The organism is Novosphingobium olei (assembly GCF_012927405.1).
GTDB classification, from domain to species: Bacteria; Pseudomonadota; Alphaproteobacteria; order Sphingomonadales; family Sphingomonadaceae; genus Novosphingobium; species Novosphingobium olei.
On the sequence record NZ_JABBGM010000002.1, the window covers coordinates 534,448 to 554,729 of the forward strand.

Annotated in this window: 17 protein-coding genes; 8 read left to right on the plus strand and 9 right to left on the minus strand. The window is 67.2% G+C overall.

Translation table 11 applies throughout. The features are described 5' to 3' along the window. The first annotated feature begins 181 nt into the window (after nt 1-181). The 4 genes from HHL27_RS06600 to HHL27_RS06615 all read left to right on the plus strand — a co-directional run bounded on the left by HHL27_RS06600 (nt 182) and on the right by HHL27_RS06615 (nt 6,363). A complete protein-coding gene (locus HHL27_RS06600) occupies nt 182-1,030 on the plus strand; it encodes a class I SAM-dependent methyltransferase (protein ID WP_169492574.1) in 849 nt (282 codons plus the stop codon). Nucleotides 1,031-1,088: 58 nt separating this feature from the next. Further along, nucleotides 1,089-3,734, plus strand: coding sequence for an alanine--tRNA ligase (gene alaS, locus HHL27_RS06605; RefSeq protein ID WP_169492575.1), 2,646 nt, complete (start codon nt 1,089-1,091; stop codon nt 3,732-3,734). A gap of 26 nt (nt 3,735-3,760) precedes the next feature. Continuing rightward, nucleotides 3,761-4,219, plus strand: a complete 459-nt coding sequence (locus HHL27_RS06610) for a hypothetical protein (protein ID WP_169492576.1) — start codon at nt 3,761-3,763, stop codon at nt 4,217-4,219. A 113-nt stretch (nt 4,220-4,332) separates the two neighbouring features. Continuing rightward, nucleotides 4,333-6,363, plus strand: coding sequence for a S9 family peptidase (locus HHL27_RS06615; RefSeq protein WP_169492577.1), 2,031 nt, complete (start codon nt 4,333-4,335; stop codon nt 6,361-6,363). A gap of 3 nt (nt 6,364-6,366) precedes the next feature. Here the strand turns inward: HHL27_RS06615 and HHL27_RS06620 are convergent, their stop codons facing one another. From HHL27_RS06620 to HHL27_RS06650, 7 genes are all read right to left on the minus strand, one after another. Next, nucleotides 6,367-6,543 (minus strand): hypothetical protein, encoded by a 177-nt coding sequence (locus HHL27_RS06620; protein ID WP_169492578.1) that lies wholly within the window; start codon nt 6,541-6,543, stop codon nt 6,367-6,369. A gap of 71 nt (nt 6,544-6,614) precedes the next feature. Continuing rightward, nucleotides 6,615-7,259, minus strand: a complete 645-nt coding sequence (locus HHL27_RS06625) for a hypothetical protein (protein ID WP_169492579.1) — start codon at nt 7,257-7,259, stop codon at nt 6,615-6,617. Between the two features lie 24 nt (nt 7,260-7,283). Continuing rightward, the gene (locus HHL27_RS06630) at nt 7,284-9,065 is read right to left on the minus strand and encodes a cation:proton antiporter domain-containing protein (protein ID WP_169492580.1); all 1,782 of its coding nucleotides are present in this window, start codon (nt 9,063-9,065) and stop codon (nt 7,284-7,286) included. A gap of 350 nt (nt 9,066-9,415) precedes the next feature. After that, nucleotides 9,416-10,480: a DUF5694 domain-containing protein gene (locus HHL27_RS06635; protein ID WP_240959432.1), complete on the minus strand. Its 1,065-nt coding sequence runs from the start codon at nt 10,478-10,480 to the stop codon at nt 9,416-9,418. A 148-nt stretch (nt 10,481-10,628) separates the two neighbouring features. Beyond that, nucleotides 10,629-11,105, minus strand: a complete 477-nt coding sequence (locus HHL27_RS06640; protein WP_169492581.1) for a nuclear transport factor 2 family protein — start codon at nt 11,103-11,105, stop codon at nt 10,629-10,631. 13 nt (nt 11,106-11,118) lie between these two features. After that, the gene (locus tag HHL27_RS06645; protein ID WP_240959436.1) at nt 11,119-12,204 is read right to left on the minus strand and encodes a serine hydrolase domain-containing protein; all 1,086 of its coding nucleotides are present in this window, start codon (nt 12,202-12,204) and stop codon (nt 11,119-11,121) included. A 137-nt stretch (nt 12,205-12,341) separates the two neighbouring features. Then, complete coding sequence (locus tag HHL27_RS06650) at nt 12,342-13,565, minus strand: NADP-dependent isocitrate dehydrogenase (RefSeq protein ID WP_169492582.1); 1,224 nt, start codon at nt 13,563-13,565, stop codon at nt 12,342-12,344. A 203-nt stretch (nt 13,566-13,768) separates the two neighbouring features. Between HHL27_RS06650 and HHL27_RS06655 the strand changes: the two genes are divergently transcribed. Beyond that, nucleotides 13,769-14,530, plus strand: coding sequence for a crotonase/enoyl-CoA hydratase family protein (locus tag HHL27_RS06655; protein ID WP_169492583.1), 762 nt, complete (start codon nt 13,769-13,771; stop codon nt 14,528-14,530). A gap of 76 nt (nt 14,531-14,606) precedes the next feature. Here the strand turns inward: HHL27_RS06655 and HHL27_RS06660 are convergent, their stop codons facing one another. Then, on the minus strand, nt 14,607-15,620 hold the full coding sequence (locus tag HHL27_RS06660; protein ID WP_169492584.1) for a sensor domain-containing diguanylate cyclase: 1,014 nt from the start codon (nt 15,618-15,620) through the stop codon (nt 14,607-14,609). A 245-nt stretch (nt 15,621-15,865) separates the two neighbouring features. Here HHL27_RS06660 and HHL27_RS06665 point away from each other — a divergent pair, with 245 nt between their 5' ends. Genes HHL27_RS06665 through HHL27_RS06675 form a run of 3 tightly spaced genes read left to right on the plus strand, consistent with a single transcriptional unit; the run spans nt 15,866 to nt 17,725 of the window. Continuing rightward, nucleotides 15,866-16,501, plus strand: a complete 636-nt coding sequence (locus HHL27_RS06665) for a cytochrome b/b6 domain-containing protein (protein ID WP_169492585.1) — start codon at nt 15,866-15,868, stop codon at nt 16,499-16,501. Between the two features lie 9 nt (nt 16,502-16,510). After that, nucleotides 16,511-17,026 (plus strand): helix-turn-helix transcriptional regulator, encoded by a 516-nt coding sequence (locus HHL27_RS06670; RefSeq protein WP_169492586.1) that lies wholly within the window; start codon nt 16,511-16,513, stop codon nt 17,024-17,026. Between the two features lie 6 nt (nt 17,027-17,032). Further along, a complete protein-coding gene (locus tag HHL27_RS06675) occupies nt 17,033-17,725 on the plus strand; it encodes a VIT1/CCC1 transporter family protein (RefSeq protein WP_169492587.1) in 693 nt (230 codons plus the stop codon). 42 nt (nt 17,726-17,767) lie between these two features. Here HHL27_RS06675 and HHL27_RS06680 read toward each other — a convergent pair whose 3' ends face one another. Then, nucleotides 17,768-20,107, minus strand: coding sequence for a TonB-dependent receptor (locus tag HHL27_RS06680; protein ID WP_169492588.1), 2,340 nt, complete (start codon nt 20,105-20,107; stop codon nt 17,768-17,770). Nucleotides 20,108-20,282: the final 175 nt, after the last annotated feature.

Consider the following 20,282-nt stretch of genomic DNA (forward strand, 5'->3'; position numbering starts at 1 on the left):
GGGGGCGGCGCGTTCCACGGGCGGAACGCGCCGCTTTTCCTTTGGCGCGGACGCGGCTCCTGCCCCCGCTCGATTCCTGCGCCGCACGCGCGGCGCGCCCCGCCGACCCACACGTCGCCTTGCTTCACAGCGGAACCATCCCCGCTTGCCCGCCAGCACCGCTGCGCCTAGCCTGCCGGCCATGACAAGCGCCGGGGATTGGGAGGGCAGCGTCGGGACCAGCTGGGCCGCGGAATGGCGGCGCACCGACCGCTCGTTTGCCGCGCTCACCCCCCGCCTGCTCGAAGCCACGCTGGCGCATCCCGCTAACCGCGTGCTCGACATCGGCTGCGGCGCAGGCGAAATCGCGCTGTCGCTCGCCCGCGCGCGGCCGCAGGCGACCGTCATCGGCCTCGATCTTTCCGCCCCGCTGCTGGCCGTGGCGCGGTCGCGCGGGGAAGGGCTGGGCAACCTCTGGTTCGAACAGGGCGATGCCGCGCGCTGGGTCGATACCGCGGGCAAGCCGGACCTGCTCGTTTCACGCCATGGCGTGATGTTCTTCGACGATCCCGCTGCTGCCTTCGCGCACCTCGCCGCGGTTGCCGCACCGCAGGCCCGGCTCGTCTTCACCTGCTTCCGCTCGGCGGCCGAGAATGCCTGGGCAGCGGACATCGCCCGCCTGCTGCCGCCCGCCCCTCCCGTGCCAACTTCCCCATCACCAGCGGCGTTCGATCCGCCGCCCGGCCCTTTCGCCTTCGCCGATCCGGAACGCGTCCGCCGCGCGCTGGCCGGATGGCGCGACATCGAATTCACCCCGGTGGACTTCACCTATGTCGCCGGCAGTGGCGAAGCTCCGGTCGAGGACGCGCTCGCCTTCTTCCAGCGAATCGGCCCCGCCGCCGCGGCCATCCGGAACCTGCCGCGCACGGCGCGCGCCTCGTTCGAAGCCAAGCTCGACGAACTCGTCCGCTCGCGCCTTGCCGGCGGGCAGGTGATCTTCCCCGCAGCGGCGTGGCTGGTGACCGCCACCGCCGATCACGCGGCAGGATGAATGCGCGGACGATGAATCGTGCTTGTTCCGCGCCAAGTGCTCGCCTAATTCGCGTGCCATGACGTCGACGAACGAAATCCGCCGCTCCTTCCTCGAATACTTCGGCTCGGCCGGGCACGAGGTCGTGCAATCCGCGCCGCTGGTCCCCTACAACGATCCCACGCTGATGTTCGTGAACGCCGGCATGGTGCCGTTCAAGAACGTGTTCACGGGGCTTGAGACGCGCGCCACCTCGCGCGCCACGTCGTCGCAGAAGTGCGTCCGCGCCGGCGGCAAGCACAACGATCTCGACAACGTGGGCTACACCGCGCGCCACCACACCTTCTTCGAGATGCTGGGCAATTTCAGCTTCGGCGATTATTTCAAGGAACAGGCGATCACCCACGCCTGGACCTTGCTGACGCGGGAATGGGGCCTGCCCAAGGACAAGCTGCTCGTCACCGTCTACCACACCGACGACGAAGCCTTCGGCCTGTGGCAGAAGATCGCCGGGCTTTCCGAAGACCGCATCATCCGCATCCCCACCAAGGACAACTTCTGGGCGATGGGCGATGAAGGGCCGTGCGGACCGTGCTCGGAAATCTTCTACGATCACGGCGACCACATCTGGGGCGGTCCTCCGGGATCGGCGGACGAGGACGGCGACCGCTTCATCGAGATCTGGAACCTGGTGTTCATGCAGTTCGAGCAGGCGGCGGGCGAAATCGTCGGCAACCTGCCCAAGCCCAGCATCGACACCGGCATGGGCCTGGAACGCATCGCCGCGGTCATGCAGGGCGAGCACGACAACTACGACATCGATACGTTCCGCGCGCTGATCGCCGCGAGCGAGAGCCTGACCGGCGTGAAGGCCGAAGGCGAGCAGACCGCCAGCCACCGCGTGATCGCCGATCACTTGCGGTCGACCAGCTTCCTGCTGGCCGACGGCGTGCTGCCGAGCAACGAAGGCCGCGGCTATGTCCTGCGCCGCATCATGCGCCGCGCCATGCGCCACGCGCACCTGCTGGGCGCGAAAGACCCGCTGATGCACCGCCTGGTCGGCGCGCTGGTCACCGAAATGGGCCAGGCCTATCCGGAACTCGGCCGCGCGCAGCCGCTGATCGAGGAAACGCTGCTGCGCGAGGAAGTGCAGTTCCGCCGCACGCTGTCGAACGGTTTGAAGCTGCTGGACGAAGCGACCGGCACGCTCGGCGAAGGCGACAAGCTGCCCGGCGAAACTGCGTTCCGCCTCTACGACACCTACGGCTTCCCCTACGACCTGACCGAAGACGCGCTGCGTGCGCGCGGCATCTCGGTCGATCGCGATGGCTTCGATGCGGCGATGGCGCAGCAGAAGGCGGCGGCGCGCGCGGCGTGGAAGGGCAGCGGGCAGGCGGCCGACAGCGAAGTCTGGTTCGACATCGCCGAACGCCACGGCGCCACCGAATTCACCGGCTACACCGCCACCACCGGCGAAGGCGTGGTCGTGGCGCTGGTCAAGGACGGCAAGGAAGTGGCCGAGGCGGGCGTCGGCGAAGAGGTCGTCATCCTCACCAACCAGACCCCGTTCTATGGCGAGAGCGGCGGCCAGATGGGCGATACCGGCACGATCTCCACCAACGAAGGCCTGAAGATCGTCATCGGCGATACGTCCAAGCCGCTGGGCCGCCTCCACGCGCACCAGGGCAAGGTGGAAGCGGGCACCGTCAAGGTTGGCGATGCCGTGCTCCTGGCGGTCGATGTCGAGCGGCGTGACGCCACGCGCGCCAACCATTCGGCCACGCACCTGCTGCACGCGGCGCTGCGCCATCGTCTGGGCCACCACGTCACGCAGAAGGGCTCGATGGTTTCGGCCGATCGCCTGCGCTTCGACTTCTCGCAGCCGACCGCGCTGACGGCGGAGGACATCGCCGCGATCGAAGCCGAAGTGAACGCTGAAATCCGCGCCAACGAGGCGGTCACCACCCGCCTGATGAGCCCGGACGAGGCGATCGAGGCGGGCGCGATGGCGCTGTTCGGCGAAAAGTACGGCGACGAAGTCCGCGTGCTCAGCATGGGCCGCCAGACCGACAAGCACTATTCGGTCGAACTGTGCGGCGGCACCCACGTGCGCGCGCTGGGCGATATCGGCGTGTTCCGCATCGTTTCGGAAAGCGCGGTATCGTCGGGCGTGCGTCGGATCGAGGCGCTGACCGGCGAAGGCGCGCGCCAGTGGCTGGTCGATCGCGAGGACAAGCTGAAGGGCACCGCCAGCCTGCTGCGCACCACGCCCGACGAGGTGGAGGCGCGCGTCGCCGCGCTGCTTGACGAACGCCGCAAGCTGGAACGGGACCTCGCCGAAGCGAAGAAGGCTCTGGCGCTTGGTGGCGGCGGTTCGGCGGCTGCGGCCGCTGACGAGGACGTGAGCGGCGTGAAGTTTTCAGGCCAGGTGCTCGAAGGGCTGGACCCCAAGGAACTGCGCGGCCTGCTCGACCAGGCGAAGCAGCGCATGGGCTCGGGCGTGGCGGTGATCGTCGCGGTCAACGATGGCAAGGCGAGCATCGCCGCCGCCGTGACCGAAGACCTTGCCGGCAAGGTGAGCGCGGTCGACCTCGTCCGCGCCGGCGTCGAAGCGCTGGGCGGCAAGGGCGGCGGCGGCCGTCCCGACATGGCCCAGGGCGGCGGTCCGGATGGCAGCAAGGCGGCTGACGCCATCGCTGCGGCGAAGGGCGTGCTGGCGGGGTGAGGCCAGGCGAACGCACCCGCAAGGCCATGGCCTTCATCGGGTGCGGCCTCTGGCTGGGATCGTCCTTCCTGCCACTGTTCGGAGGGGCCGCAAAGCACGCCGTGCGATGCCGCGGCCGGACGTTTTCGGGCCGGTTTGACGACTGCTTCAGCGACTACCTTCCGTTGCTCGAGCTCATGGCTCCGTTGGCTGCGCTGGCTCTGCTCTGGTTTTTCGCCAGGTTTGCCTTTGCGGTGTGGGCTCCCGAGCCAGAAGCGCGAACGATGCCCTGGCGCATGGCATCTGCCGATGGCACGTTGGTCTACCACCCCGGATACCTGGTTTTGAGCGCTATCGGATGCGCCTGGGCACTGTGGCGGGCAGTGCTGTACCCGCTCGATCCGCACACCTTTCCTTTCATCACGTTTTGGTTGGTCTTTGCGTGCTGGTTCGGCGCTGCCGCTTGGGCGAGCGGATTTCGCGCACGGCTGAATTGCGGCGACTGACCGTTTCGGGCTCGTTGCCGCGGCCCTCTGCCTTCTGCCCTTTTTGGCGGGGGTGATTGCGGCGTCTTGGCCGAGCGGTTAGCCCTGTTGCGGAGGCAGCAGGGAGGCGGGTCATGCGGCGGTCGGGTGCGGGTTTGCGGGTGGCGCTGGCGCTGGGGGCGGCGGCGACGGGATTGTCGGGCCTTGCCGGTCTGGCGCTGGCGGCGGAAGCGCCCAGGCCCATCACCATCGATGATATCATGGCGGTCAAGCGCCTGTCCGCGTTGCAGTGTTCGGCCGATGGGCGCAGCGCGCTCTACACCGTCAACAGCGTCGATGCGAAGAAGGACAAGCGCCGCGATGCGGTGTGGCTGGCTTCGCTGACGGGTGGCGAGCCGCTGCGGCTGACCGGCGAGGACGAAAGCTCCAGCGCGCCCGCGTTCAGCCCCGACGGGCGATGGATCTCGTTCCTGTCGAAGCGGGGTGACGACAAGCTGGCGCAGCTCTGGCTGCTCGACCGGCGCGGGGGCGAGGCGCGCAAGCTCGGCGAGGTGAAGGGCGATATCCTCGATTATCGCTGGTCGCCCGACAGCCGCACGATCCTGCTGACCAAGACCGATCCTGTGCCCGACGGGCCCGAGGACGACAAGGATCGCCCGCGTCCGGTGGTGGTCGACGATGTGCTGTTCAAGCGTGATGGCAGCGGCTTCCTCGTCGCCGAAAGCCACAGCCACCTTCACGCGCTCGATGTTGCGAGCGGCAAGGCAACGCAACTGACGCCGAGCGGGGCGAGCGATGAAAGCGCGGCGGAATGGTCGCCCGATGGTTCGCGGATCGCCTATTTCGTCGATCACGCGATGGACCCGGCAGCGCCTGCGACGCAGTGGCTCTATGTCATGCCGGCGAGCGGCGGGCCGGCCCGGCTGGTGGCGAAGGTCCCTGGGGTTGCGGGGCAGGCGCTGATCTGGTCGGCCGATGGCAGGACCATCTCCCACCTGATCGGCACGGCATCGCCCAAGGTTGCGCAATATGCCCAACCGCACCTTGCCCGGACCGACGTGGCAACCGGGCAGACGCAGCTGGTGTCATCGACCGACAACCTGTTCGTATCGCAGCCGGTGGCGATGACCGGTGGGCGTATCGCCGTGATCGTCAGCGAAGACCGGCGCGAGCTGCCCGCGATCGTCGATCGCAGCGGCAAGCTGCAACGCGTCAGCGACGGCGCGCTGGGCGTGACGGTGCAGTGCGGCGAGGAGGCGGGATCGGCTGGCCGCGCGGTGATCGCCAGCAGCGATACCGCGCCCGCCGAGGTCTATGCGCTGGCGGGCGGAAAGCTGCGCGCGCTGACCAGCCACAACGCCGCGCTTGCGCAGAAGATTGCCTGGGCGCCGGTGCGTGATTTCTCCACCAAGGCCAGCGACGGCAACGATGTGCACGGGATGGTCACGCTCCCGGCAGGCTACGCTGCGGGCAGGCGCTATCCCACGGTGCTGTGGATCCACGGCGGTCCGAACGGGCAGGATGCGCATGGGACCGACGGATACAGCCTGATGCGGCAGTGGCTTTCAGCGCAAGGCTATGCCGTGCTGTCGGTCAATTATCGCGGCAGTTCGGGGCGCGGCGACGCCTATGCCCACACGCTTGCGGCGGACTGGGGCAACAAGGACGTGCTGGACCTGCACACGGCGGTCGATTGGGCCGTGTCGTCCGGCCTTGCCGATCCCGATCGGCTGGGCGTGGGCGGGTGGAGCTATGGCGGCATCCTGACCGACTTCCTGATCGTACGCGACAACCGCTTCAAGGCGGCATTCAGCGGTGCGGGCGAAGGCAATATCCTGGCGCTGTTCGGCGTGGACGAATACGTGCAGCAATATGCGCAGGAAATCGGGGCGCCGTGGGAGCGGCCGGACCTGTGGATCAAGTTTTCCGAACCCCTGCTCAAGGCCGACCGTATCAAAACGCCGACGCTGTTCATGGGCGGAACGGCCGACGACAACGTGCCGATCGCGGGCGGGCAACAGATGTACCAGGCGCTGCGGCTGCTCGGCGTGCCGACCCAGCTGGTGGCCTATCCGGACGAGACGCACGGGCTTGTCCGGCCAAGCTTCCAGCGCGACCGGCTCGAACGGTTCGCCGCCTGGTACGCCCGCTACCTCAAGCGCTGAGCGCTACTGCCGCCTGCCGCTCGTCGCGCGCGTTTCGGGCTCGCTGCCGCGGGGCAAGTCCTTTTCTCCCATCGTCCGGTCGGTCTGTTGCGGGCGCTTGATCGCGCCGGTGTCGGGCTGGTCGCCTTGCGTGGCAGGGTTCTTGTCTGGTTCGTTCGACGGGCTTTGGTTGGCGGTCATTATCGCACTCCTTCGCTTGCTCGAACGCTTAGGGCGGGGGCGGGGCGCGGCGGTTGCGGTGGAGCGGGCGTTCAACCGGTCGGCAGGAGTTCCAGATTTTCCAGCAGCGCTTCAAGGTGCGCGCGGCTGATCCTGCTCCACACGTTGTAGGTGCAGGTCTGGCCGCCGACGCGGAGATAGGCGAGCGAATTGAGGCCTTTGCCCTCCGGATTGGTGACGGGATACGGCTGCGCGCCTTCGACGCCATAGCCGGCAAACGCGGGCTGGGGCAGGGTGTCGAGCTGGCGCAGGTGCTGCCATTGGCGCGCCAGCCGGTCGCGCTGCGCATCGGCCGAGGCATGATCGTCGGGAAGGATCGCCACCCCGGCGATGCCGAACGCGCTGCGCACCTGCGGCTGGTCCCAGGCGACGGCCCAGCCGCCTGAAAAGCGGGCCGGGCGCGGCGTGCCCGAAGCGCCGGCGGTGCTGCGGAAATGAAGCGGCGCGCATTCGCCCCGGTTCGCGGCCTTGCGCCACTGGCCCAGGATCAGGCGGTCGGCGGCGGACAGCGGTGCGGCGGTGGGCATTGGCGCGGGGGTTGGCGAAGGGGCAGGCGCCGATGCGACCGGCGGAGCGGGCGACGGTTGCGCCGTCGGGCGCGGCTCGGGACCGGGCGCGGCGTGGCGCTCGCATCCGGTGAGCAGCAGCGCGGCGGCAAGGGCAAGGCGTCGATTCATGGCCGTTTCAACACAGGTCCCGGGTCAGGCGTTCCTTTCGCGCAGCCGCGAGGACTTGAGCCGGGGCAGGGCATCCAGCTCGCCGTCCTCCATGATCTGCTTGCGCAATTCGTCGCGCTTTTCGTGGATCGAGGCGATCACCGGCCCCATCGGCACGCCGAGATCGACCAGCACCGCCTCGGACAGTTGCAGCGAGCTTTCGAGCGTTTCCGGCACCGCGTGGCTCGCTCCGGCGCGATAGAGTTCGGCGGCGTGGGTGGCATCGCGGGCGCGGACGATGATCGGCACGTCGGGGCGGCGGGCGCGCAACTTGCGCACGATGCGCGAGACGAGCACCGGTTCGTCCATCGTCAGGATCAGCGCGCGGGCGTGGTCGAGGTCAAGCCGGTCGACCACGGTTGCCGCCTCGATATTGCCGAACAGCACGGGCATCCCGGCAGCGCGCGCCTCGCGGACCATCGCCGGGTCGCTGTCTATGCCGATATAGGGCGTGTCGTGCGCCTTGAGCATTTCGCCGATCAGGCGGCCGACGCGGCCGAAGCCGATGATCACCGCACGATCGCCGACCGGTTCCTCCACCTCGGCCTCGGCAGAGCGGCCCTCGGCACGTTCGACGCGGGCGCCGCTGATCTCGCCCAGCTTGGCGAGCAGGGGCGTGATGGTGAGGCCGATGGCGGTGACGATCTGCCAATATTGCGCCGTCTCGGCATCGATCAGTGCGGCGGTGCCGGCGGTGCCGAGCACGATCAGCGTCGTTTCGCTGGGGCTCGCCATCAGGATGCCGGTCTGCAGCGCGGTGGCCCGCTGCTTGCCCATGATGCGCAGCGCCACCGTGGTCACCAGCGCCTTGACCACCACCACCCCGGCAACGCCCGCCAGCAGCGGCCAGAAATCGCGCCAGACCACGGCAAGGTTGATGCCCATGCCGATGGTGATCAGGAACACGCCGAGGGCCAAGCCCTTGAACGGCTTGGTGATCGCCTCGACCTCGCCATGATATTCGGTCTCGGCGATGAGCAGGCCCGCCAGCAGCGCGCCCATGATCGGCGAGAGACCAACGGCGCCGGTGGCGAGTGCGGCGACGATGACCACGAGCAGGCTGGCGGCAAGGAACAGTTCGGGGCTCTTGGTCTTGGCGGCTTGCGCGAACAGGCGCGGCAGCAGCAGCTTGCCCGCGACGAGCAGGACGAGGACGACCATCCCGCCCTTCCACAGCGTATCGAACAGGCTGGGCCCGCCGCCCGCCGCCGCCATCGGCCCGATCGCGCCCAAGAGGAAGATGATGGGGACGAGCGCGATATCCTCGAACAGCAACATCGACAGCGCGGCGCGGCCGACGGGCCCTTGCGTGCCCGATATCGGCAGGACCAGCGCGGTCGACGACAGCGCGAGCGCAAGGCCGAGCCCGAGCGCGGCGGGCGTCGTCTCGCCCGAGGCGCGCAGGACCAGGCCGAGGAGCAGCGCGGACACCAGCAGCTCGATCGCGCCGAGCCCGAAGACCAGCCGCCGCATCGACCACAGGCGGTTGAACGACAGCTCCAGCCCGATCTCGAACAGCAGCAGCACGATGCCGAATTCGGCGAAGGGTTCGATCGCGTGCGGATCGGATATGGTGACGTGGTAGAGCCAGGGATAGCGCGGCACGAGCGCGCCCAGGCCATAGGGGCCGACGGCGAGGCCGACGAGGATGAAGCCGATGATCGGCGTGATCCGCAGGCGGGCGAACGCAGGAATGACGATCCCCGCCGCGCCGAGGATGACGAGCGCATCGGAAAGCGCGGTGGTGGGTGCAATCGATCCGGCCATGAAGGCAGCCTAGCGGGCGGGGGCGTTGCAGGCCACCCCTCGGCGGGTTCAAATGCGACCCCGAAACAGTTTGAATTGGGGGGTGGGCGGGCCGCCAGGTTGACGGGGTTTACACGGTCCTGGGAAGAAAAGGGAGGTGGGGGCGGACTGGCGCAGCGATGATCCGCAGAAACCGGCGGAATCCGGAAAGTCTTTTTAATTCAACAGGTCAAAGAGCGAAGCGTAGCCATTGTAACGCCGCGACCGGGTGTAGGACAGCCGCGGCGATGGTATGTCATGTCGTGTATATGCAAGTTCTATACTGACGCTGATGTCAGGAACGGAGCGAGCCGGGCATGTGCCCGCCGATGCTAACGTGCCTTGTCTGCAAGCACGCTGTCGGTACTGACCACGCGGACTTCGCTGAGCACGCCCAGATAGCGCTCGTAGTAGGGCTTGTGCGACGACCCGACTATGGCCAGCACGCGCGTTCCGGGCGTGGGACCCATCGCTTCGCGCATGTTCGCCACCATGCGCAGGTTGCGGGTTTCCCAATAGGCCAGATACCGTCGGCCATACCGCTGTGGTGAGGGATCGGCGGCGGTGGCGGCGAAATCGGATGCCACGGCGTAGCGGGCGGCATCGAGGCTGTTCTCGTCCCGATAGACGGCCAGCACTTCGCCCTTGTTCAACCGGGCCGGGATCTGTTCGATCAATGGCTTTCGCGCATGGGACCAGCGATTGTCCCACAGCCGGGGGATTGCAGCCTCCATTTCGGCATTGCTGGGCCCTGCAGCTCGATCGCCGGTATGATCGTCAACGGGCCAGACGCGCTCTAGCCCAAGACGGGCGGCGAGGGCGGCCGCGACGTCGCGATTTTCGTTCGGACGCTTGCCGGTTGCGGCGATCGTGGCCAGCAAGCCCGCCGTCAGGCCATCGGCGGCGATGCGTTCCGGTTCGGGCAACCGCAGCCACTGCACCCTTGCCGATGCAGGATCCCCCGCTGCGAGAAAGAGCGCGGCAAGCCGACGCCGTTCGGCAGCGGGACGATCGGCCCTTTCGGTGGCCAGAAGCCGTTCGATTTCCGCCTCCGCGCCGGCCTGATCGAGGTTCAGTGCCGCGCGCGCCGCGCTCGCGTCCGGGCAGTAATCTTCTGCCACGCCGGGATAGGCCACCGCGAACTTGCGCAGATAGTCGCACTGTGCGCCGCTGACGGCCTCGACCATGATCATGCGCGGACGCCAGGTTTGCAGACGGGCCAGAAGCGGCTCCAGCCGGGCGCGATCAAAATCCGGCGCAAGCATGCTGAGGTGCGGCGTGCCCAGCACCAGCACGTCCGTTCTGGGTTCGCGCAAGGCGGCGTCAGCGATCCAGACTGCCCGCGCCGCCGGTGAAGGCGGATTGACCTCTCGAGAAGGGGCAGGCGGAACTGCCATCGCGGCTGCTGCTGCTGTCAAAAGAAGTCCATAAAGCGCCATGACGATCATCCCCTTGCCAGATGCGACTGTCTCTGCGGCCCTGACGCCAAACGCAAGCGCCGTGCCTGCTAGAGATCTGACGGATCGGGAGAGCTTGACGGCCAGGTTATTTCCTGGTGGCGCCCTTCTGCTCGGCGGGTGTAGCCGCGCGGTGGCCGTAGCTTAGCACGTTCGTGATCTGCCAAGTTTCGTCCCGCCAGGCCCAGACCATTACGAACTTGGCGATGCCGTCGCATTTCCCGGTAGCGAGATCGCAGAAGCGATGTTCTCCCTCCTCGATCGCGCCGTAGTCCTTGATCGGATAGACGCGGAAGGATGATGCGATCAGTTCACGCCTGACTTTTCCGCAAATGTACTTGCGCACACCGTCAACCATCGCGTCGCGATCGAAGGTGGCGCCTCCGTTGTCGTGATAGAAGGCAAGCTTGGGATCGAAATAGCCCGAGAATGTCGGCAGGTCGCACCGGTTGTACGCATCGAAGACCTGGGCATCCAGCGCGCGGATCCGGGCTGTCAGCGGATCGGCGGCGGGCGGCGCCGACGCTGCGAGGAGCGTTGCGGCAAGGGCAAGGGCGGGGGTCATCGAGGTTGTCCTTTCAGTTCATCTGGCCGCGAAGAAAGGCGATCAGCCTGGGATCGCTGGCAGTCGCTTGCAGGACCGGCAGAATGATGCGCCATCCGTTGTCGCTGTTCGTCAGAATGACGATTCCGTTTCCGCTTGCGCGATCAATCGCGGCGAAAGTGAAGGCGCCATCGTCCTTGCCGGTGTGGAGCATCGTAATTGCTCCGGGAAAGCCGAGCAATTGCCAGCCAAGCCCGAACCCGGTCCAAGGCGGACAACTGGCGGCCTTGGTCCCGCCGCATATTTCCGCGGTGAGGTCGGCCTGCGACTTGCTGCGTTGCGCGGCGATCGAGGCATCAAGGCCGTGGTCGTTGCGCGCCTCGATCAGGAAGCGGGCGTAATCGGCCGCCGTCGCATGGGCGAGATCGGCCGCGTTGAAACGTCCCACGACCGGAACGGCCAAGGCGTTGCCAGCCGCGTCATAGGGCACGGCGAGCGGCAACGTCGAACCCTGTGTCGAGACATAGCCGGATGCGCGCATGCGGGCAGGGGTAAAGAGCCAGCGCCCAGCCAGCGCGACGAACGACTGGCCCGCGCGCCGTTCGGCATAGCGGGCCGCGTATTGATAGCCTTCACCCGAATAGCCCGTCGTGGTGCCGGGCTCGTGCTCGAATGCCAGCCCCTTCGTATCGCGCCAGTTGGGCAACCCGGTACGATGGCTGAGTGCCATGCGCGAGGTGAGCTTGGCCCGGCGGGGATCGTTCGCCAAGTCGGGGTCGCTCCAGTAGCGGTCCATCGGCTCGTCGAGCGAGAGCTTGCCCGCCGAAACCAGCCGCAGGATGATTTCAGCCGTGAGCGGCTTGGTCAGCGAGGCGAGGTTGTAGGGCGTGGCAGCGGTGGCGGGGCGATCGGGACCCGCCATGCCCCACGCACCCGTCGCGACAATACGGCCGTGACGGATCAGTGCGACCGACGCACTTTCGACGTGCTGCTCGCGCAAGTCCGCCGTCATGTCCGGAAGTCTTGCCAAGGGGCGGGCCTCGGCCACGGGGAGGGACGCCAGCATCGCGAGCGCGGCGGCAGTCGCAGCGCGTCTGAAGAGATCGACAGGAGTGGTCATCCTGGACAGCTACCGTGATAACTTAGCGCCAGAAAGCCTGGGCTCGGTGTGGGCGGCAAATGTCCGGGGACGAAAGTGCCAAAAAAAGGCCCCGGATCGCTCCGGGGCCTTTTTCGTTCAGCCTTGGCGGCGGGGCTTCAGGCCCAGCTGGCCATTTCGGCTTCGAGGTTCTGGACGATCGCCTCGAAGAACTGCTCGGTGGTCATCCACGGCTGGTCGGGGCCGATCAGGATGGCGAGGTCCTTGGTCATCTTGCCGCTTTCGACGGTCTGGATGCAGACGCGCTCGAGCGTTTCGGCGAACTTGACCACTTCGGGGGTCTCGTCGAACTTGCCGCGGTAGATCAGGCCGCGCGTCCAGGCGAAGATCGACGCGATCGGGTTGGTCGACGTCTGCTTGCCCTGCTGGTGCTGGCGGTAGTGGCGGGTGACGGTGCCGTGGGCGGCTTCGGCTTCCACGGTCTTGCCATCCGGCGTCATCAGCACCGAGGTCATCAGGCCGAGCGAGCCGAAGCCCTGCGCCACGGTGTCCGACTGCACGTCACCGTCGTAGTTCTTGCACGCCCAGACGAACTTGCCCGACCACTTGAGCGCCGAGGCGACCATGTCGTCGATCAGGCGGTGTTCGTAGACGATGCCGGCGGCGGCGAACTTTTCCTTGAAGCCTTCGGTTTCGAACACTTCGGCGAACAGATCCTTGAAGCGGCCGTCATAGGCCTTGAGGATGGTGTTCTTGGTCGAGAGGTACACCGGCCAGCCGAGGTTGAGGCCGTAGTTGAACGAGGCGCGGGCGAAGTCGCGGATCGAATCGTCGAGGTTGTACATCGCCATGGCGACGCCGGCGCTCGGGAAATCGAACACGTCGAGATCGATCTTCTCGCCATTTTCGCCGTCCCAGACGAGGCGCAGCTTGCCCGGGCCCGGGATCAGGGTGTCGGTGGCCTTGTACTGATCACCAAAGGCGTGGCGGCCGACGACGATCGGGTCGGTCCAGCCCGGCACCAGGCGCGGCACGTTCTGGATCACGATCGGCTCGCGGAAAACGACGCCGCCCAGGATGTTGCGGATCGTGCCGTTGGGCGACTTCCACATCTTCTTGAGGCTGAATTCCTCGACGCGGGCTTCGTCGGGCGTGATCGTGGCGCACTTCACGCCGACGCCGTACTGCTTGATCGCGTTGGCGGAATCGATGGTGATCTGGTCGCCCGTCTCGTCACGCTTTTCGACCGAGAGGTCGTAGTACTTCAGATCGATGTCGAGATACGGCAGGATCAGGCGTTCGCGAATCCACTGCCAGATGATCCGGGTCATTTCGTCGCCGTCGAGTTCGACGACCGGGTTCTTCACCTTGATCTTCGCCATGTCCGTCCTGTCTGTTTCCGGGGAGGTTTGCGCACTCCCTTAGCAGAGGTTGCGGGGCGTGCAAGACGGGCGGAACCGCGCGCTTTGCAAGGACGTGCGGCGCTGCGCGCGGCGGAAGGGCTGGACAGGGCAGGCGATCCGGGCCAAGGATTTAAGTAAGCGGTTAAATGCCGCGAGCCACGAACCAGAGGGAACCCTGAAGGATGAGCGAAGAAGTCCTGACCGAAGTCGACGGCAATGTCCTTGTCGTCACCATCAACCGCCCCGAAGCCAAGAACGCCATGACCAAGGCCGCGGCCGAGGGCATCGCCGCCGCGATGGACCGGCTCGACGCCGAGACCGACCTGCGCTGCGCGATCCTGACCGGCGCGGGCGGCACGTTCTGTTCGGGCATGGATCTCAAGGGCTTCCTGCGCGGCGAATCGCCCTCGATCAAGGGACGCGGGTTCGGCGGCCTTTCGGAATGGACGCCCAAGAAGCCGATCATCGCCGCGATCGACGGCTATGCGCTGGCCGGCGGCATGGAACTGGCGCTCGCCTGCGACCTGATCGTGGCCAACGACAAGGCCAAGTTCGGCATTCCCGAAGCCAAGCGCGGTCTTGCCGCCGCCGCCGGTGGCCTGATCAAGCTGCCGCGCCAGATCCCGCCGCGCATCGCGATGGAACTGGCGCTGACCGGCGACTTCATCGACGCCAAGCGCGCCTATGACCTGGGCTTCATCAACCAGCTGACCGAAGGCCCCGCGATCGAGGCGGCCAAGGCTCTGGCGGCCCGCGTTGCCGAGAACGGCCCGCTGGCGCTGATCGCTTCGAAGGGCATCATCCGCGATTCGCACGAATGGACCGAAGCGGAGATGTGGAAGAAGCAGCAGGAATACATCGCGCCGGTGTTCTCTTCGAGCGATGCGCGCGAAGGCGCGGCCGCTTTCGCCGAGAAGCGCAAGCCGAACTGGCAGGGCAAGTAAGCCTGCCAGAGCTTTGAGGTACGAGGCCGGGGCGCACGCGGGTGCGTTCCGGCCTTCGTGCGTCAGGAGCAGGCGATCAGGCGGCGCTGCGCTGCCGGGCAAGGCAGCAGCGGTTGCGGCCCGAACGCTTGGCTTCGTAGAGCGCGGCGTCCGCAGCGGCGAGCCAGCCGGGCGCATCGCGGAAGGCGAGCGGCGTGGCGGAAACCCCGAAGCTTGCCGTGACGGGCAGGGGCGTTGCGATCCCGTCCACCACGATCGGTTCGCGTTCGAGCGCGGCGCGAATGCGTTCGGCGATGGCAAGGCCGGTGTCTTGTGAAAGGCCGGGAAGCAGGACGGCGAACTCTTCGCCGCCCAGGCGACCGAAGCAATCGGTTTCGCGCAATTCGCGCGTGATCCGCGCGGCCAGCGTTTCGAGCACGCGGTCGCCCGCCGGGTGGCCGTGGCCATCGTTGATGCGCTTGAAATGATCGACATCGAGCGCGATCAGGCAGGCATTGGGACTGTGGCCGGGGGTGCTTTGGGCGCGTGCGTTGTCGAGCTCTCGCTCCACGCAATCGAGGAAGCCGCGCCGCGACAGAGCGCCGGTCAGCAGATCGCGTGCGACGATCTGGCGCAGTTCGAGTTCGTTGACGACGATGCGCGCGAAATCGCCCAGCATGGCGATGTCGCGCGCGCTGAAATCGCGCGGGCGCTGGTCGATCACGCACAGCGTGCCGACGTTGTAGCCATCGGGCATCTGCAGCGGCACGCCAGCATAGCTGCGGATGTGCGGCTCGTCGGTGACCAGCGGGCTGGCGGCAAAGCGGTGGTCTTCGGTGGCGTTGGCGACGACCAGCGGCCCGTCGTTGGCGATGGCGACGGTGCAGAACGAGCCCTGGCGCGGCCCTTCGCGATTGGGCAGGCCCAGGCTTGCCTTGAACCACTGGCGATCGCGGTCGACCAGCGAGATCGATACCATCGGCACGTCGAGCACGTTGCGCACGAGGCTGACCACCCGGTCGAACGGCTGTTCGGGCGCGGTGTCGAGCACGGACAGGCGGTGGAGCGCGGCGAGGCGTCCGGGTTCGTCGAAAAGCTGTACGGCGGGCATGGTAAAGATCCGGATCTGCGGCCTAGTAGAATTACCTAGAGATGCACCAAACTTCGTTAATTTTGAACAAATTATCCGCACGGCACGTGACGAAATCGGACGAAGCGAAGCGGCGTCAAGAGCGGCCGGAAAGGGACCTGCCGCGATAAGCAGGCGCTTATCCCCGCCGCAATAAGCGCAGTGCCAATGGATGGCGGCGGACGTGGCACGCATTGCGCAACCTTGCCCAAAGCAAGGAGACGGCGATGCACGATGACGATGAAACGATGCCCCCGGCGCGCCGGCGCTGGGACCCGGTGGTGAAATTGACCCACTGGGCGGTGGTGGGCGCGGTGCTCGCCAATGCCCTGCTGACCGAGGAAGGTTCGGCAACCCACGTGTGGATCGGCTATGCCCTTGCCGCGGTGCTGGCGTTGCGGCTGCTGTGGGGTTTCGTGGGCCCGGCCGAGGCGCGGTTCAGTGCCTTTTTGCCCAACCCGGCCCGAGCGCTGGCCCATGTCCGCGAGATCCGGGCGGGCGGGCACACGCGGCACGCTTCGCACAATCCGCTGGGCGCGCTGATGGTCTATGCGATCTGGAGCTGCCTGGGCGTGGTGATCGCATCGGGCATCGCCATGGCGGGCTTGCCGGGCGCGGTACGGGCCGAACGGCACGAGCCGGCCGTTGCGACCGCGCAAGTTGGCGGCGAGCGCGAGGAGGAGGGCGAGAAGGATGGCAGAAAGGACCGCGAAGGCGAAGAGGAAGGCGGCCTTGGCGAAGTGCACGAGGCGGCGGTGAACCTGCTCTACCTGCTGATCGTGCTGCATATCGCGGGCGTGGTCTTCGAAACGCGGCGCAGCGGGCGCGATGTGGTGCTGGCGATGCTGCCCGGTCGCGGCTAAGCCGTGGCCATGAAGCACCACCACGCCACGCTGCAACGCCGCGCCGCGCTGTTGGCCGTTGTGGTGGTGCTGCAGGCCATCGCGGCGCTGTTCTTCGTGCTCGATCTTTTCGGCGACGTGATCGCTGACGGGATGGGCCAGCATCTGGCGATCGAGGGCGCGGCGGTGGTCGCGCTGGTGGTCGCCGTCTTCGGCGGCGCGCTGCAGATCCGCGCGCTGGTGCTGGCAACCCGCGCCGACGAGGCGGCGGTGGCGATGGCGCGGGGCGCGGCGGCCGAACTGGTGCGGCTGCGGTTCGCGCAGTGGAAGCTGACCCGCGCCGAGGCCGACGTCGCGCTGTTCGCGCTGAAGGGTTGCGACATTGCCGAGATCGCGCGGCTGCGCGGCGCTGCGGCGGGCACGGTGCGCGCGCAGCTGGCCCGCGTCTATGCCAAGGCGGGCGTGGGCTCGCACGCGGCGCTGCTGGGAAGCTTTCTGGAAGACCTGATCGTTGCCGAAACGCCTGCACCCGCCGGCCTGGAGTGAACCCGCATGAGAGCACACCGCGAACATCATCTCGTATCGCGCATCGGCTGGCTTCGCGCCGCGGTGCTGGGCGCCAACGACGGGATCGTATCGACCGCCAGCCTGGTGCTGGGCGTCGCGGCATCGGGCGCGGACCGGCCGGCGCTGCTGGTGGCAGGCGCGGCGGGGCTGGTGGCGGGCGCGATGTCGATGGCGGCGGGCGAATACGTCTCGGTGAGCTCGCAATCGGACACCGAGCAATCGGACCTGGCGCGCGAGGCGTCGGAACTTGCCAGCAACCGCGAGGCCGAGGTTGCCGAACTCGCCGGGATCTACGTGGCGCGCGGGGTGGATGCGGCCACGGCGCAGACCGTGGCGCGCCAGATGATGGACCGCGACGCGCTGGGCGCGCATGCCCGCGACGAACTGCACATCACCGAGGTGACGGCGGCGCGGCCGGTGGTGGCGGCGCTGACTTCTGCCGCGACGTTCACGTCGGGCGCGGCGCTGCCGCTGCTGCTTGCCGCCGTGCTGCCGATGAACCGGGTGGTCGCTGGCGAGGCGGTCGGCTCGATCCTGTTCCTGGCGCTGCTCGGCGCGGTCGGCGCACGGGCCGGCGGGGCAAGGGCGCTCAAGCCCGTGGTCCGCGTGGTGTTCTGGGGCGCGCTGGCGATGGGGCTGACCGCGGGGATCGGCCGGCTGGTCGGCACCAGCCTGTAACGGAAAAAGGGCGACGCCGCGCGGCGCCGCCCCGGTTTCCGGTCAGTGGAAGGATTTCGAGACGGTCACGTTGAAAGTGCGCGGCTCGTTGTAGGCGCGATAGTAGAGCGGATAGACGCCCGCGTTCGAGGGCGCGTAGCCGCCGAACTGGCCGCGCCGCAGGTTGAACAGGTTGCGCACGCTTGCGCCGATGCTCCAGCTTTGGTCGGCGGCGGTGTAGTTGATCGTGCCGTTGACGTAGGTCTGCGCGCCGACCCGCAGCTGCGGGGTGTTGTAGATATCGGCGTAGCGGCTCGATTCGTACTGCACATCGGCGCCCACGCGCAGTGCGCCGGGCAGTGCCAGCGGCAGGCGGTAGTTGAACGATCCACCGAACTGCCATTCGGGCGAGTAGGGGAAATCGAGTCCGAGCAGGGTCTTGCGTCCTGCGACGTTGGCCGGGAGCGTGGCCGTGAAGGTGCGGTACTTCGTCCGCAGCCACGCGGCACTGCCGGTCAGCGTCAGCCCGTCGGCCGGAACGACGGTAAGTTCCGCTTCCGCGCCCCACGAAGCGGCCTTGCCCGCGTTGATCAGCTGGTTGGTGACGACGCCCAGCGCCGCAGTGGCCGTGGCGCGGACCTGGAAATCCTTGATATCGTTGTAATAGGCTGAGATGTTGAAGGTGGCCCTGCCGCCGAAAAGGCGCGTCTTGAGGCCGGTTTCGTAAGTGGTGGTCAATTGCGGCAGGTAGGGCGTGCTCGACCCGACGAGGCTGACCGAGCGCAGGTCGTACCCGCCGCTCTTGAACCCTTGCGAGAACGAGACGTACTGGAAGATGTCCCTAGTCCAGTCGATCTGTGCGCCGAGCTTGGGGGTGAAGCGGGCGAAGCTCTTGGGCTTGGCCTCTACATCGAAACTGGAGAACGTGGCGCTGGCCGATGCGCCGGTGGGATATTGCACGAAGAACCGGTCGGGATCGTAGTTCCAGTCCTGCGGATCGTGCAGGCCCCAGCCGCGTCCGGTCTGGCCGATGTTGTGGAACCTGCGCCGATCGGTGGTCCAGCGCCCGCCCACGGTGAACGTGAGGCGGTCGGTCGCCTTGAAGTTGGCCTGCCCGAATACGGCCCAGCTGGTGGTGTTCAGCCAGTTGTTGGTGTGCGTGACCGTGCCGACGTTGTCGAGCGGCGACCCGGCCGACTGGCTCAGGCGGTGGTTGTGGAAGTTTTCCTTGAAGAAATAGAGCCCTGCAACGAAATTCCAGCGGTCGAATTCGCCGTTGAGGTTCAGCTCTTCGGTGATCTGGTGCTGCCAGAACAGCGCGAGGCTGTCGCCCTTGATCGCGGTGACGCCGTCGTTGTCGTAATAGATCGGCCCGTGCAGCCCGCGGTAGGCGGTCACCGATTTGAGCGTGAAGTGCTGGTCGATCTCGTACTTCGCGGTCAGCGAACCGCCATAGGTGGTGGTGCGGTTGTAGGGCAGCGTATCGGACCAGGTGAGATCGGGATCGGTGGCGTTGCCGGTGCCGGGCTTGCCGTCGGGCTGGTTGACCGGCGTGTAGTAGCTCTGCGTCGCGCGGTCGAACATCGCATCGCCGGCCAGCGTCAGGGTGAAGCCGGGCGCGACCTGCGACTTGAGCTTGCCGCGCACCACCCACAGGTCGGTATCGTTGAAATCGCGATCCAGCGGCACGCTGTGCTGCCAGCCATCGCGCGTGTGGCGGATCACGGTAAGCGCCCCGTTCAGGGCATCGTCGGCCAGGATCGCACCGTTGACCCGCGCCTTCAGATCGACGTTCTTGAAACTGCCAAGCGTGGCGGATGCATCGAGCGAAGGTGTGGCGGTCGGGTCCTTGGTTATGAAGCGGATCGCCCCTGCGCTGGAATTGCGGCCATAGAGCGTGCCCTGCGGCCCGCGCAGCACCTCGACGCGTTCAAGATCGGGCGTGTCGTACAGCGAGCCGACCGTGCGCGCGAGGTAGACGTCGTCGACATAGACCGCGACCGCCGGCTCGGGATAGGTGTCGATCTCGCCGATGCCGCGGATCGAGTATTGCTGCGTGGTCTGCGCGGTGGAGCGCTTGGGTGCGAGCAGGCCGGGCACGCGGCCGCCCGACAGATCGCGGAAGGTCGAAATCTGCTGCTGCTGGATCGCATCGCCGCCAATGGCGGTGACCGCGATGGGAGTGCGCTGCAGCGTTTCGGGGCGCTTCTGCGCGGTGACGATGATATCGCCGACCCCGCTGTCGGCGGCGGCATCCGGCGCGGCAGCGCTATCGGTTGGCGCGGGGGCCTGGGCCGGGGCCGTCTGGGCCCGGGCATGAGAGCCAAGCGACAGGGCGAGCGAAAGCGCGGTGCCGGTCAGCCAGTGCCGGCGGGCGCGATGAGACAAGCGAGCGAGATGCATGATTCCCCCTGATCGTCATTCGATCGACGATGCGTTGTGTGCGGGGCAGACCGGTCCGTCTGCCCGTGGCAGGGGTGCCTATGGCAATGCACCATAAACTTCATACGATTAGGATCGTCGCGTATATGAATTGATCAAATTCAAGATTTGCGAATATGTGATCGCGTAGGGGTCA

Excerpts from the sequence above, each read along its gene's own strand:
- HHL27_RS06600 (WP_169492574.1), top strand. The coding sequence starts at position 182 with ATGACAAGCGCCGGGGATTGGGAGGGCAGCGTCGGGACCAGCTGGGCC.
- alaS (WP_169492575.1), top strand. The coding sequence starts at position 1,089 with ATGACGTCGACGAACGAAATCCGCCGCTCCTTCCTCGAATACTTCGGC.
- HHL27_RS06610 (WP_169492576.1), top strand. The coding sequence starts at position 3,761 with ATGGCCTTCATCGGGTGCGGCCTCTGGCTGGGATCGTCCTTCCTGCCA.
- HHL27_RS06615 (WP_169492577.1), top strand. The coding sequence starts at position 4,333 with ATGCGGCGGTCGGGTGCGGGTTTGCGGGTGGCGCTGGCGCTGGGGGCG.
- HHL27_RS06620 (WP_169492578.1), bottom strand. The coding sequence starts at position 6,543 with ATGACCGCCAACCAAAGCCCGTCGAACGAACCAGACAAGAACCCTGCC.
- HHL27_RS06625 (WP_169492579.1), bottom strand. The coding sequence starts at position 7,259 with ATGAATCGACGCCTTGCCCTTGCCGCCGCGCTGCTGCTCACCGGATGC.
- HHL27_RS06630 (WP_169492580.1), bottom strand. The coding sequence starts at position 9,065 with ATGGCCGGATCGATTGCACCCACCACCGCGCTTTCCGATGCGCTCGTC.
- HHL27_RS06635 (WP_240959432.1), bottom strand. The coding sequence starts at position 10,480 with ATGGCAGTTCCGCCTGCCCCTTCTCGAGAGGTCAATCCGCCTTCACCG.
- HHL27_RS06640 (WP_169492581.1), bottom strand. The coding sequence starts at position 11,105 with ATGACCCCCGCCCTTGCCCTTGCCGCAACGCTCCTCGCAGCGTCGGCG.
- HHL27_RS06645 (WP_240959436.1), bottom strand. The coding sequence starts at position 12,204 with ATGACCACTCCTGTCGATCTCTTCAGACGCGCTGCGACTGCCGCCGCG.
- HHL27_RS06650 (WP_169492582.1), bottom strand. The coding sequence starts at position 13,565 with ATGGCGAAGATCAAGGTGAAGAACCCGGTCGTCGAACTCGACGGCGAC.
- HHL27_RS06655 (WP_169492583.1), top strand. The coding sequence starts at position 13,769 with ATGAGCGAAGAAGTCCTGACCGAAGTCGACGGCAATGTCCTTGTCGTC.
- HHL27_RS06660 (WP_169492584.1), bottom strand. The coding sequence starts at position 15,620 with ATGCCCGCCGTACAGCTTTTCGACGAACCCGGACGCCTCGCCGCGCTC.
- HHL27_RS06665 (WP_169492585.1), top strand. The coding sequence starts at position 15,866 with ATGCACGATGACGATGAAACGATGCCCCCGGCGCGCCGGCGCTGGGAC.
- HHL27_RS06670 (WP_169492586.1), top strand. The coding sequence starts at position 16,511 with ATGAAGCACCACCACGCCACGCTGCAACGCCGCGCCGCGCTGTTGGCC.
- HHL27_RS06675 (WP_169492587.1), top strand. The coding sequence starts at position 17,033 with ATGAGAGCACACCGCGAACATCATCTCGTATCGCGCATCGGCTGGCTT.
- HHL27_RS06680 (WP_169492588.1), bottom strand. The coding sequence starts at position 20,107 with ATGCATCTCGCTCGCTTGTCTCATCGCGCCCGCCGGCACTGGCTGACC.